This window comes from Pseudomonas sp. MLB6B (assembly GCF_054508135.1).
Window position 1 is genome coordinate 3,298,757 of the sequence record NZ_CP199313.1, and the last position, 13,160, is coordinate 3,311,916.

The 13,160-nt window shown below is 63.7% G+C and carries 14 protein-coding genes; all 14 read right to left on the reverse strand.

What is annotated here, in order from left to right; all coding sequences use genetic code 11:
• Window positions 1–20: 20 nt before the first annotated feature.
• On the reverse strand, window positions 21–599 hold the full coding sequence (locus ACSMEV_RS14525) for a TerD family protein (protein WP_459205780.1): 579 nt from the start codon (window positions 597–599) through the stop codon (window positions 21–23).
• Between the two features lie 30 nt (window positions 600–629).
• Window positions 630–1,205, reverse strand: a complete 576-nt coding sequence (locus ACSMEV_RS14530) for a TerD family protein (RefSeq protein WP_296268206.1) — start codon at window positions 1,203–1,205, stop codon at window positions 630–632.
• A gap of 30 nt (window positions 1,206–1,235) precedes the next feature.
• The gene (locus ACSMEV_RS14535) at window positions 1,236–2,270 is read right to left on the reverse strand and encodes a TerC/Alx family metal homeostasis membrane protein (protein WP_459205781.1); all 1,035 of its coding nucleotides are present in this window, start codon (window positions 2,268–2,270) and stop codon (window positions 1,236–1,238) included.
• Between the two features lie 11 nt (window positions 2,271–2,281).
• Window positions 2,282–2,731 carry a tellurite resistance TerB family protein gene (locus tag ACSMEV_RS14540; protein WP_459205782.1) on the reverse strand — a complete coding sequence of 150 codons (450 nt, stop codon included), beginning with the start codon at window positions 2,729–2,731 and terminating at the stop codon, window positions 2,282–2,284.
• A gap of 42 nt (window positions 2,732–2,773) precedes the next feature.
• On the reverse strand, window positions 2,774–3,967 hold the full coding sequence (locus ACSMEV_RS14545) for a TerD family protein (RefSeq protein WP_459205783.1): 1,194 nt from the start codon (window positions 3,965–3,967) through the stop codon (window positions 2,774–2,776).
• Window positions 3,964–4,551, reverse strand: a complete 588-nt coding sequence (locus ACSMEV_RS14550; RefSeq protein WP_459205784.1) for a TerD family protein — start codon at window positions 4,549–4,551, stop codon at window positions 3,964–3,966. Before ACSMEV_RS14550 ends, ACSMEV_RS14545 begins: the two co-directional genes overlap by 4 nt.
• 2 nt (window positions 4,552–4,553) lie before the next feature.
• A complete protein-coding gene (locus ACSMEV_RS14555) occupies window positions 4,554–5,309 on the reverse strand; it encodes an HAD family hydrolase (RefSeq protein WP_459205785.1) in 756 nt (251 codons plus the stop codon).
• The gene (locus ACSMEV_RS14560; protein WP_459205786.1) at window positions 5,306–6,259 is read right to left on the reverse strand and encodes an HpcH/HpaI aldolase/citrate lyase family protein; all 954 of its coding nucleotides are present in this window, start codon (window positions 6,257–6,259) and stop codon (window positions 5,306–5,308) included. The genes ACSMEV_RS14555 and ACSMEV_RS14560 overlap by 4 nt, the downstream gene beginning before the upstream one ends.
• On the reverse strand, window positions 6,256–7,350 hold the full coding sequence (locus ACSMEV_RS14565; RefSeq protein ID WP_459205787.1) for a cysteine protease StiP domain-containing protein: 1,095 nt from the start codon (window positions 7,348–7,350) through the stop codon (window positions 6,256–6,258). The genes ACSMEV_RS14560 and ACSMEV_RS14565 overlap by 4 nt, the downstream gene beginning before the upstream one ends.
• Window positions 7,343–8,101, reverse strand: coding sequence for an HAD family hydrolase (locus tag ACSMEV_RS14570; RefSeq protein WP_459205788.1), 759 nt, complete (start codon window positions 8,099–8,101; stop codon window positions 7,343–7,345). Before ACSMEV_RS14570 ends, ACSMEV_RS14565 begins: the two co-directional genes overlap by 8 nt.
• The gene (locus ACSMEV_RS14575) at window positions 8,091–9,212 is read right to left on the reverse strand and encodes a phosphoribosyltransferase domain-containing protein (protein ID WP_459205789.1); all 1,122 of its coding nucleotides are present in this window, start codon (window positions 9,210–9,212) and stop codon (window positions 8,091–8,093) included. Before ACSMEV_RS14575 ends, ACSMEV_RS14570 begins: the two co-directional genes overlap by 11 nt.
• 67 nt (window positions 9,213–9,279) lie before the next feature.
• Complete coding sequence (locus ACSMEV_RS14580; RefSeq protein WP_459205790.1) at window positions 9,280–10,413, reverse strand: trypsin-like peptidase domain-containing protein; 1,134 nt, start codon at window positions 10,411–10,413, stop codon at window positions 9,280–9,282.
• Between the two features lie 66 nt (window positions 10,414–10,479).
• Window positions 10,480–11,481 (reverse strand): ATP-grasp domain-containing protein, encoded by a 1,002-nt coding sequence (locus tag ACSMEV_RS14585; protein WP_459205791.1) that lies wholly within the window; start codon window positions 11,479–11,481, stop codon window positions 10,480–10,482.
• A gap of 301 nt (window positions 11,482–11,782) precedes the next feature.
• A complete protein-coding gene (locus tag ACSMEV_RS14590; protein ID WP_459205792.1) occupies window positions 11,783–13,156 on the reverse strand; it encodes a hypothetical protein in 1,374 nt (457 codons plus the stop codon).
• Window positions 13,157–13,160 lie beyond the last annotated feature (4 nt).

The window sequence follows — 13,160 nt, forward strand, 5'->3', positions numbered from 1 at the left end:
GGTTTTTCATAGCGTCGGGGTTAGCCGATGCTTACACCGTGAGCTTCGGCCAGGGGCTTGAGGCCACCCGCGAAACCTTGGCCAATGGCCTTGAACTTGAACTCGTCGCCATTGCGGTACAGCTCACCGAAGATCATGGCCGTTTCGGTAGAGGCGTCCTCGCTCAGGTCGTAGCGTGCCAGTTCCTTGCCATCGGCCTTGTTGACGACGCGGATGTAGGCGTTGCTCACCTGACCGAAGCTTTGCTTGCGCGCATCCGCGTCGTGGATGGTCACGGCGAAGACCAGCTTCTTCACGTCCGGGGCCAAACCGGTCAACTTCACGTTGACCTGCTCGTCGTCGCCATCGCCTTGGCCCGAGCGGTTGTCGCCCAAGTGTTCGATGGAACCATCGGCCGACGTCTTGTTGTTGTAGAAGATGAAGCCGGCATCGTTCAGTACTTTGCCGTTTTCACCCACCACGAACACCGATGCGTCGAGGTCGAACTCTGCGCCGTCGGTGACGCGTGCGTCCCAACCCAGACCGACCGTGACTTCCGCAAGGCCCGGGGCCTCTTTGGACAGCGATACGTTACCGCCTTTGCTCAAGCTGACTGCCATGGGGTGTGTTCCTTCTTCAAAAGTGAGAAATCAGAATGCCAGACCGAAGCCGGTCGCAACGGCTTTGAGGCCGCCTGCGTAACCCTGGCCCACGGCGCGGAACTTCCACTCACCGGCGTTGCGGTAGAGTTCGGCGAAGATCATCGCGGTTTCGGTCGAGGCGTCCTCGGCCAGGTCATAGCGCACCACTTCGTTGCCATTGGTCTCGTTGACCACGCGGATGAAGGCGCCGCCCACTTGGCCGAAGTTCTGCCGACGCGCGTCGGCATCGTGGATGGTCACGGTGAATACCACCTTTTCGACATCGGCCGGGACGCGGCTCAAGTCGACCTTGATCACTTCGTCGTCACCATCACCGGCACCGGTACGGTTGTCGCCGGTGTGCTCGACCGAGCCATCGGCGCTTTTGAGCTGGTTGTAGAAGATGAAGTCGGCTTCGCTGCGCACCTTGCCGTCGCCCTTGAGCAGGAAGGCACTGGCGTCGAGGTCGAACTCTTGGCCATCGGTCGCGCGCGGGTCCCAACCCAGGCCTACGATCACCCGAGTCAGGGAGGGATCGGTCTTGGTCAGGCTGAGGTTGCCACCTTTGGAAAGGCTGAGTGCCATTTGACTAACTCCTTGTGTTTTACCGAGATTTCACTTGGATTCTGCCGATGCGTCGTCCTTCGCGGGGAAGATCACACTGGCGAGGATGCCGATGACCAGGGTCACCATGACGATGAGCAAGCTGGTGTTCGGATCGATGGTGTAGCCGTGGTGGAACATGTGGTCGGTGGCGTTGAGCGCCAGTTTCAGAGCGATGAAGAACAGCAGAGCGACGACCGCTTTCTCCAGGTGCACCAGGTAGCGCTTGAGCGCTTCGAGCACGAAGTACATGGTCCGCAGACCGAGAATGGCGAACAGCATGGCCGAGTAGACGATCAGCGGCTCACGGCTGACGGCGATCACCGCCGGTACCGAGTCGAAGGCGAACAGCACGTCGGAGACTTCCACCACCACCAGGCAGAGGAACAGCGGCGTGGCGAACAAAGTGCCTTTGGCAGCCAGACTCATGCCCTTGTTCTCGGGCTTGAGCAGCTCACCTTCGAGTTCCTTGCGGCGCACGAAGAAGTGGTTGCCGTGCAGTTTCGGCCAGACCGGGAACAGCATCTTGGCGAAGCGATAGGCGATGTGCTTGGAGTAGTCCTCCTCTTCCTCATCGTCCCCGCCGCTTCTAAGCATCATGATCGCCGTCCAGGCAACGATCACCGCGAACACCACCTCGACCCATGGGCCGAAGGCCAGCAGGCCGGTACCGATGGCTACGAACACGCCGCGGAAGACGATGGCACCGATGATGCCCCAGTACAGGATGCGGTGACGCAGGTTATCCGGCACCTTGAACCAGGCGAAGATGGCCATGAAGACGAACAGGTTGTCGACGCTCAGCACTTTTTCCAGGGCATAGCCGGTCACGAACAGGCTGGCGACCTGTGGGCCGTGATGGATGTAGAGAAAGCCTGCGAATGCCAGGGAGATGGCGATCCAGAACACCGACCAGATGGAGGCGTTGGCCAGGGTGATCTGCTTGTCGCCACGGTGCGTGACCATGTCCAGCAGCAGCGCGCCGACCGCGATGCCGATGAAGACCGCCATGGTCAGCGGGGGAAAACCGATATGGGTAGCTTCCACAGTTGTTTACCTTAGAGTTCGAAATCAGCCGGGTTGAGGCCCAGCTCCATGCACATCTGACGGCAAGCCGCCTTTTCCTTCTCGTCGAACTCGCCGTCCGACGCCCCGATGGCGCAGGTCACACGTACCAACAGGCGCGCGGCGCTTTCGTTGTCCTTGATCCGGCCGATGACCTTCAAGGCTTCCGCCTGACCGATCTGCGGATCGAATTCGAACTTGGCCACCGCGTCGTTGAACACGGCCAGCACGTCGGTGAGGCTGAACACCTTGAGTTCCGGCGAAGTATTGAGAAACGCCGCCATCTTCTGTTTTTCTTCGGCACCCGCGCCGTTGCTGGCCATGGCGACCATGGCGCTGGCGTTGGAAATCGCCTCCATGAATTTGCGGTTCTTGTGCTTGGCCACTTCGGTGGTCAGCGTTTCGCGGGCTTTAGCCGCGTTGGTTTTGAGCCATGCCAGCATGGGTATCACCTCTACAGACGGGCTCGGCCCGCGAATGATGAGTCACTTGGAACCTGCGCTCCAGCGCATGCCCCAGTTGTAAGCCTTGTCCATCGGTTCCTGGGAACGATGGAAATCGACGCGGCGGGTCACTTTGACCGAGCCGCCGTCGTTTTCCAGCAGCGCGATGGCGCAGCAGCCCAGACGACCGCCCTCTTCGTTCAGACGTACTTCGATTTCCGGTTGCCCTGGGACGAAAATGGTGACCACGCCATCGGTCTCCGTCCAATTGGGCGCGCCCTCGTAGATGAAGGCGTAGACCAGGATGCGGCGCACTTCGCTCCAACGGTCGCCATTGATGTGCAGCCATTCGCCGCCGGACACGGATCCGGTACGGTCATCGCCCATCAGTTGCACATACGGCTCGTCGTGCAGCGAACCGAACGCATTGCCCAGCGCCTGAACCACGCCTTTATAGCCGTTTTGCAGTTCGAACAGGCAACCGACATCGAGGTCGACCGATTTGCTGCGTCCGAAGAAGCCCGTCTTGCCTTTGTTCCAGTTGAGGTTGACGCGAATCTCGCCGAAGCCGCCGGCCTTTTTGTCGAGGCTGATGGAAGCGCGGGACTTGTCGAGGGTGATCTTGCTCAGGCTCACGCTGGGCTTGGGCGCAGGAGGGGGCGCTGGTGTGGCGGCCGGTGCCGATGCGGGCGCAGGACTCGGCGTCGATGCAGGGCCGGCAGTAGGTTCGGGAGCGGCGATGTCCACCCCGAAATGAGTCGCCAGCGGGGCCAGCCCGCCGGCAAAACCTTGGCCGACGCAGCGGAATTTCCAGGCGCCCTGCCGGCGGTAGAACTCGCCCAGAATGAGCGCGGTTTCGTTCATGCCTGCCGTCGGAATCTGCGCCTCTATGTCGTTTGAAAGGCGAACGCTGAGGCTGGAAACGCGCGCAAAAGCGGCCTTGTTCTCGTGGATGGTGGCAGTCAGCGCGACCTTGTCGATAGCGGCGTCGAGACGGGCCAGGTCGATCGAGAACACCGCGCGCCCAGGATTGCCTTCGACCAGTTGTAGAGCGCCTGACAACACGCTGGGCTGGCCGTAGAAGCACATGTCGTCGTCGCTGCGCACCTTGCCGCTGGCGGCCAGGGCGAACGCCGAGACGTCGATATCGGCACCGGGGATGGCCGAGTAGACCACTTCCACCCGGCTAAGCGCGGTGTCGACCGCAGCGTTGGCGCCTGGCGCGAGGCTGGTCATGCGCGCACCGCCTGGGCCGCGAGACCGACCAGATCGTCGACCGTACGCCCGCTGGCGGTCGAGCCGATGGTATGGAACTCCCAGCCTCCCGCGCCACGCGACAGACGCGCCATGACCAGGCCGGTATGTGCGCCTTGCTGGGACAGGTTGAAACGTGCCAGCTCGACGTTGTTCGCCGGGTTGACGATGCGGCAATAGGCGTTCTGTACGCGCTCGAAGTTTTCCCCGGTGAAGGAATTGACGGTGAACACCAGGTGAGTCACTGCCGCCGGCAGGCCATTGAGATCGACCTGGATGGATTCGTCGTCGCCATCGCCCTCGCCGGTACGGTTGTCGCCGTTGTGCACCACCGATCCGTCACGCGATTTGAGTTGGCGGAACCACACGACGTCCATCGACTTGAGGTTCGCGTCGAACAGGATGCACGAAGCGTCCAGGTCGATCCCGCCGCCGCCGCCGAACAGTTTGCCCAGCAGACCGGCCTTGACCGGGTCCCAGCCCAGCCCAAGGGTGACCTTGGACAGGCCGCTACCGGCGGTCTTTTCCAGGGAAATGCTTTGGTTCTTCGAAAGGGTGAGTGCCATGGTTACGCTCCTTGTTGATCGTCATGCTGCCGGGTCGCAGCGGCGTTGCCGGTGACCGAGTGCTTCATCACTTCGCCTTCTTGCAGCTTGGCGCCGATACGGCGAATGTTCAGCCGCCCACGTTGCCAACGCGGGTGGAAGTGCCGCCAATGCGGTTCCTGCGCTGCGGCCAACAGTTCATGGTCGCCACGGGTATCGCCCCAAGCCCGCAAGCGGTACTGCTCGAGCGCACCATAGATCGCTTCCAGGCGCAGTACCTTGTTTTCGCAGCGGCAGTTGCTCCCGCTGATGGCACCGGTGAGGCGGCCATCGACCACTTCCAGTTCGGTGGCGATCAGTTTGATGCCCAGGTGCTCGGCAAAAGGTTTGAGCACGATACGCGGCGATGCTGAACAGATCGTGACATGCGCGCCGCTGGCGACTTCAGCTGCCACCGAGCGGACCCCGGCCGGGCGCATCAGGCGTTTCCAGTAGGCCGCCCTGAACTCGCCGGCCTTGCGCTGCACCCATTGCTCTTCCACGCCGGTCAGGAAAGTGGCGATCAGAATCGCCTTGAGTTCGTCGCGGGTCATGCCCTTGCCGATGTAGCGCAGGCAGTCGGGCAGCATGCGCAGGGCGCGGGCGGCGAAGGCACGCTTGCCGAACGCGAACAGCAGGAACGGCAAGAAACTGTCGCGATGGGTCAAGGTGCCATCGAAGTCGAATACCGACAGAACATCTGCGCCTGCAGGGCCCGCCTCCATCATTTCCTGGGTCATCGAGCGACCTCCGCTAATCGTACCGGTTCTGCGATCCCGCCTTCGGCGGGCTTCACTCCATGCCATTTGGCGCGTTCCAGGATGTTGGTCGCCCAGCTCTGGTGGGTGGCCGGCTCCAACATCGCATCGTTGTGCCTGAATACCGCAGGCGCGGTGTCGTTGAGAATCATACGGGCGCAATTGAGGTCTTCGATGGACACCCTAAATGCCTCGTTGATCGGCGCGATCTGAGTGGGATGGATCGCGGTCTTGCCGACCAGACCGTGGGCGATGTCCAGCTGTAGCTCCTCGGCCAGCAACGCAGGCGTCGCCAACTGCTCGAACACCGGACCTGTCAGCGCGAAGCCCTGCGCGCCGAGCACACCTGCGAGCATCGGAATCACGTAGCCCATCGGGGTTTGATAGAGGGTGGTGGCCGGGTTGCGACGCAGGCCCAGGCAACTCATCAGGTCGTTGCCGCCGATGCGCAGCGCCAGTACGCGTTCACCCAGCGCTTCGTGCAGTGCAGAGCCCATGTCGGCCATGGCGTTGGGGTGGAAGACCTCGCGGGTCTCCAGGGTCGGCATCAGCAGCAGGTCGGGATTGGCTACCGCCAGCGCCCATTGGTTGAGGCTGGCCATGCACAGCTTGGGCAACACGAAACCATCGGCGCTGGTGATATCGGCCCAATCGTTGAGCCGGGCGGCCATGTCGGCATCGCGCGGCCGGATGAATACCAGCGGGCCGCTGTTGGCCTGGTCGTGGCGCAGCCGGGTTTTGCTCTGCGCCAGCACTTCGCGTAGCGACGCCAACGCGTGGTCGACGTCGGTGGCGGCCACGGCGTCTTCCAGGCAGATCACCAACGAGCGCAGGCCGGGCAGTTTCGTGCCCTGCACAACCTCGAGAATGTCCGGCCGGGTGGCCGGCATGTACAACGTGGCGCCCAGGGCGAATGGAGAAATGTGTTTCATCGGCTGACCCCCCGAATGATGGTGACCGCTCGATACGGACCGAGTTCATCGCCCACGGCCTGAACCTCGATACCGGCGCGGTCGGTCAGGTGGATGAGCAGTTGAACGTCGGCGTCGGCGCGGTCGCGCACCAACACCTGATCGGGCACGCGGCGCAGTACCGCCCGGGTCGCCTCGGCGATGCCGGGTTTGATGCGATTGAGGTTGGCGATGTCGAAACGCCTGGCCAGGCCCTGCACCACCGCGAGGGCTTCGGCTTGCAATCCCGCGGTTTGGACAGGCGTCCAGGGCCGGGCCGGTGCTACGGCCACCCCTACCCGCGCCGCCTCGATCCGTTCGATGAAACTGCGGGTCACGTCGTGCTCGCGCAGCGCATCGTAGACCACACAACCGTGCAGGCCGCCTTCGACCGGCCATATCGAGCGCGACACCAGACCCGATACCGTAGCGCCCAGGATGCCCGAGGGGATGATCCAGTCTTCGGCCGAGGCCGCCAGCCAGGCTCGCCCGCACGGGTCGGCGAGCACGACCAGGCGCGGTGCGTCGGTGAAGCGCGGGTCTGCCCCCAGGCAACGTTGCAGCTCGCCGGCGATGGCACCCTTGCCGGTCCAGCCATCGACGAACAGGATGCTGTCTGCGCCATGGGCGTCGATGATCGCATCCAGCGCCTCCTGATCGATGCCACGGTCGCGCACGATGCTGACCCCGTAATGCTGCACATCGCGTCCCAGATCGCGCAATGCCCGGCGTAGCAGCACGCCGAGCGGCAGCCCTGCACGCACGAAGGACACCAGCGCCAGGGTCGTGCCCGGCGCGTGTCCGGCGAGCGCCAGTGCCAGGGCCTGCACGTCGGCGGCCATGCGCTCGCCATTCTGGTGCAGACTGCGTTCATACAAAGCCATGTGCGTGGCCGAGGGCGCATGTTCGGCGCTGATCATTTCCGAGTAATGCTTCTGCTGGGTCTGGATCAGCCGTTCCTTTTCCAGCACGTCGGTCAGCTCGAGGTTTACCGGGCGCAGAAGGAACTGTACGTCATCGGGCAGATAGCTGCCGCTACCGACGGTTGCGCAAGGCAGGCGGAGTTCACGCATCAGCATGCTCCTGCACCAAGGCCGCCAACTGGCTGCTCGCAGGGGTCGCCCAGAAATCGCACAGGTTCATGAAGCCAAGGTCGGTGATGCTGTCGCCAAAGCCCAATACCGGGCGTTCGCCCCGTTCGCGTCGATCGCGCTCCAGGTAATGGCGTACCGCCTGGCGCTTGGACAGGCCGGCGGGCAGCAGTGCGAGGTTGTTGCCATTGCGGTGGCTGTGCATGTCCGCCAGCAAGCCCCGGGCTTCGAGTGCGTTGAGCACTTTCAGCAGGTCGTGATCGTGGCCGTCATTGTGTTTGACGACTACATAATGGCGCTGGTCGGCCTCCTCCACCACCCAGCCGCGCAGGGAAAGGCCCAGCTCGCCTGCCAGGCCCAGCGCGGTGTCGCACAGCGCCGGCAGACGTTCGTGGAACGGGCCTAGCACTTCGTTCATGACAGCGTGCCAATGGGCATCCACTTGGCCTTCGGCATCCAGGATCAAACCGCCATGGGCGCAGATCGCGTCGCCATCGAACGGCAGCTTGACGCGGGCGAACGCCTCGGCGCTGCGGGCCGTCACTGGGACGACGTCGGCGCCGCTCAACAACCACTTCAGCAAAGCCTGCTGCACGGGGTTCTGATAACCGCTCACTTCGCCTGCGACGTCGTACGAAGCCGGGTGCCGGGCGCTGCCTGACGGCATCTTGCGGGCGGTCTGAAACAGCGTGTCGTCCAGGTCTACGAGGACCAGGGGGCGTTCATTCGCCATCGACGATGACCTCCGCATCAAGGGTTTCGATCAGCGAACGCGGCACGGCTTCGGCCGCCGTTTCGCTGCAGATCAGCACACGGTCGAACTGGCCGGGCGCCACGTTGTAAAGAAAATTGACGATGCCCAGACCGTAGTTGTCGGAGAAGCTCAACGCATGCTCGATGCAATGGCCCAGCGCGATCGGTGAGCGAGTGGTGGAACTGAAGCGCACGTCGGCCCCATCCCGTTGGAGGCGCTCGGCCAGGAGAAAGGGTTTCCACACGAATTCGCCGGTGCCCAGGACCAAGACCCGCTCGCCTGGACTGACGCGAACATTCGGGCCGAGCGTGTCTTCGATACCGCAAGTGCCCAGGCGCCCCCAATCGTTGGCTGGGTCCACCGGCCAGTCGCCGACCGCTACGGTACCAGTCTCCGGCATCTGCGGCAGAGGTGCGGTGGGGTCTTCCTTGAACCGGTAGCTGCCTTTGAGCAGTGACACCTGCTGTACCGTGGAACCCAGGTGGCTGCCCAGGGCATCACTCGACCAATCGGTCAGTACGCAGGTGACGACGCGTTCGATGTGGTTCAAACCCGCATCGAGCAACGCACGGTGCACATTGACGAAGGTCCGCCCGGTCGAGGCTTCGTCGTCGATCAGCACCAGCGAACGCGCACTGCGCAGACGCGCAGCGAGCGCCGGATCGGTCGGTTCGTGGATCAGATGGGCGCTGGCATGGCTGTGCTCTTCTTCGAAGCGGGCGAAGATCCGCTCGCCGACGGGGTGCCGCGTGCTGACCAGGTACATCGTGTCGTCACGCCTGGCGCTATAGGCGCGGTGTACGCCGGCGCCCAGTCCGACAGCCGTCTCGGCCATGCCGAGCATGAGCACTGGGCCTGGCAGGTCGGTGGGAATCTGCGCGGCCAAAGCTCGATAGGACTGCTCCATCAGCGCCGGTTCGACGGGAATGTGCTTGCCCAGCACGCGCGAAACGAAAAGGAACGCGCGCTTGGGGTTACGCCGCTCGGCGAAGCCGAACAGCGATCGAGCAGGTACGTCGCCGCCCTGGACATCGACTTCGAGCACGCCGCGCGTGAGGGTCGCGCTGAGCCGGATGGGTTGCTGGTTCAATGCACTGTGTTCCCTGTGTGGAAGAAGTCCCTAGGACAACGTCTGTATAAGCAGCTGAGGCGGCTCATCATCGGCGCGCCTCGATTTTCCAAAGCGACGGCTGCGCGATTCTGGCGATCTCGGCAGCACTCTTCAGCGGGCTGGCCGCGTGTGTCAGAAATGGCACATGGCAAGCTTCGAGAAAGGCTGCCAGCAGTTGGCCTTTCACGGCGAAATTCATGCTTTGCGCGTCGGCGACCGTGGAGGTGACCATTCCCACGACCGCACCGCTGGCGTCGAACAACGGGCTGCCGCTGGAGCCGGGCTGGATGGCGGCCGTGAACTGCAACAAAGTCGTGTCGTTGCGCAGGCCGAACATGGCCGACACACCGCCTTGGGTCACATGAGCACCGCCGCCGGCCAAGCCTGACAGCGGAAATCCCACCGCCGTGACCGGATCGCCCAGGCCACATCCGCCTGCCGTAGCGATGGGCAGGGGTTGCAACACGGCGCCGTCGACCCGCAGCAAGGCCATGTCGTTGGTACCGTCGACCATGATCGGCTCGGCCCGGTGCCGGCCACTGAAGGCATTGATCTCGATCGTGTGCATGCCTTCGATGACGTGCGCGCAGGTCAGGAGCATGTTGCTCGAGACCGCAAACCCGGTACCGGTCGCCTTGGAGGGGCCGGCGTCGGGGCTGCCGCCGCGCTCTGCAGGTCGGTCCGGATGCGCCTCGTCCAGCTCGATGCCCAGCCGCCTGCCGAAGGCCGCGAGCCCGTAGGCCGAGCCTTCGGCCAGTGCGCGGAATTTCCAGTGCCCGCCACGTTGGTAAAACTCACCCAGGATCAATGCGCTCTCGCCGTGGCCGCTGACATCGAGGGTGTAGCGAATCCGCTGCTCGATATCGAGGGTGAAGGCGCCTACCACGCCCAGAGGCCCAAGGTTGTCATAGCGGTACACCAGCAGCAGGACACGGTCGCTGCCAGCGGGCAACGCATCCAGACGCAGCTTGCAACCGACGTAGGACGGATCGCCGCTCCAGGTCATCCAGCCCGTCTGTTCGACGTGCAATAGCGCCGCAGGCCCGGTGGGCGCGCGGCGCTCGTTGACCGGCAGCAACGCCACCGCCACCGACGCACCGAAGGCGTCGGCAAGCGCGGTGGTCAATACCCAGTCGGTTTCGGAGCTGCCTAGGGCTGTATTGGCACCGGGTGTCAGCATGGCTCGCTCCGAGAGTGAAAAGGGCCTGGCCAATCAATGGCGACTGCGAACTTGCAGGGCATGATGTCAACGCTCCGGCGCGGCAACGGCGACAGTGATCGGCTTCACCCTGACGCTCTCGATCCACTCACCGTGCGGCTCAGGCAACCCCAGCCGGCGCGCCGCGAAAATACCCGGCAGATTGACGCCCGTCAGGCGTGTATAGCCGATGCCGCCGGAATAGCGTGGATTGATTTCCAGAAGCCTGGGTTGGCCGTCGCCATCGTCACGGGTTTGCACGTTGACGATGCCGTCGCATTGGAAATGCTCCGCGGCGGCCAGCGCCAGCCGGGTGGCCGGCGTGTCGCGCTCGAAACGCTGATGCACGCCGGACTTGCGGCGCCCGACATAGGCCACCACCCTGCCAGCCTCGCAGACCATGTCGACCGAGCATTCGGCGCCGGGTAGGTAGGGCATGACCAGCAACGGCTCGCGCGGCGATTGCGCGGCGTAGGCTTGGAGGTAGGTTGCGAAGTCCACCTCTCGACTGTCGGGGTTGGCGAAACAGCGGAACGGGTCGAGACCTTCGCGCAGGCGCCAGAAGCCTTGGCCATAGATGCCGACCACCGGTTTGATGCACACCTCCCCACTGGAGCGACACGCCTGATAGGCAGCGGCCAGTTCGTCGGCACTGGTGACGGTGATGGCAGGGATGCAAGCGAGTCCAGCAGCTTCGGCACGGGCGGTGAACACGGCCTTGTCGTCGACCCACTGGAACGTCTGCACGCTCAGCCCGCCGGTGACGAGGGTCAGCCCAGCGGCTTCGAAGGCGTGGCGTTCGGCTTCATATGCAGCGCCCAAGCGCCCGGCCACTACGACGTGCACGCCGTGCTGCAAAGCCGTACGGATCACCCATTCGACGCGCTCTCCAGACGTTTCAGGTTCGCGCAGCGCGAGGTCGGCCACACCGGTGATTTCCGGTCGATCGCCGCGATGGGAGGCGATTATTCTGACGTGCGAAGGCAGCGCTTCGCGAGCGCCCAGCAGGATGTCGCGTTGGGACGCTTGCCCTTCCAGAAACCAGATCATGGGTTACCTAAGGATGGTTGAACTGCGGACACCACAGGGCCGCATCCTGTCAAGCGCGAAGCACCGTACCGGCACTTCACGAAATGGCCTCAGTATGAGCCTGGACACGCTCCGTGCGTAGCCCTCCAAGTCGTTGAAAGTACGGGAATTGTATTGCGACTTGTGAACACGACTGGCAGACGGGCATTGTGCCACGTTAGGACTTGGAGCACGCGCAGTGGAGAAAAATCGCCTGTGAAATCGGACCTCCCTCTCAACTGTATAGCTCAAGACAACATCGAGCGGTGAACATGGCGCGGCTTTAGCGAGCGCTGGGCTTCATCAGCCGCAAACTGGAGTCGCGCTTGGCCAGATGGCGCTGCAGGCAGAGGGTACGGGTATCGGCCTGCAAACCATAAAGCCCGCGCAGACGCGCCAACGACAAACCACTGACATTCACTAGCCAGCGCACCACGGGGTCCGGGCACATCCGGCCCTGAAGGGCATTGTGAAGATAAGGCAGGGCCACTTGCATGTTGGGGTGGCAACGTTGCACGAAGGCTTCCAGTCGAGCCCCATGCTCCACGAAGGGCGCGAACAGTAGGCAGGCGAGCTGTTCCTCGCCCAGGCCATAGCCGCGTTGCAGACGTTGCTCGCTTTCACTGCCCAGACTCGACTCACTGGCCGGCCCCACTCGCAACCACGGCGTCTGCATCGGCAATGTGCTCGGCCGCTCCCGCGCAGCCCCCAGGTACTTGGCCTGGAGCTCGCGCAGATAACCGAGCAGCGGCAGATCGGTGAAGGCATGAAGGCCTTTGCCGTATGCGTCGTTGTCGAAGCGACAGCCCAACATGCCTTGCAGACGATCCTGATGCCCGATGTGCAGCAGCAGCTCGTCAAGGCTCAACAGTTGCAAGCTGCGCCCATAGGCAGCCGATCTTGAGACCAAGTCACCCGCCGGCGCAGGCAACTGCGCCAGACGCGTCTGCAGGCGCGCAAGCGCTTGGATCATCGCGCTTGCGCACTGAAACGCCAGTGCCCTACCAGGCTCGATCAGGCGCAGGCAGCGCCGGCTCCAGGCCAGCAGGCGCAGGCGCTGGAGGTGTGGCATGGCGGTGACCAGCGCGCTCGCGCCATTTCGGGCCCGCAGTGCGGGTGCGCAGGCCTTGGCCAACTGCAACCACAATCGGCTGCCCAGCAGCGCACCCGCTGAGCCCTGCTGGGCGTGTCCGAACAGCAACCAGGCCTCGCGCGCCGATGCCTGCGGCTGCTCCAGCGCGAAAACGTGGGCATCGAGGGGCCGCAAACCGTCGGCGTCGGCCAGGAGCAACTCGACGCGGCTGTCATCGTGCAAATAGAGCGCGTCGAAGCAGCGTAGATGATTGGCCCGTTCCAAGGCCTGCATGCCTGGCTGGCACAGCACCAGCACGCGCAGGGCGAAGGTCTGCGAAAAGCGCTGGGCAAGGCTCAGCTGCGCCGCCCGCAAGCAGGCCAGCAGATGGGCACTGGAGCGGTCGTTGCCGTGCAGCACCAGCAAGCGGAACTCGCCGATCCGCTCAACCCCTCCTGCGGCTACCAGCAGCCGCTGGATCAGCAGTTGCAGCGAGGCCCGCTGCGCTTGGTTCAGGTGGTCGAGCAAGCGTTCGAGCACCTGCCCGAAAATGGCTTGCATGGCATGGTCGTGCATCTCACTCATCGCG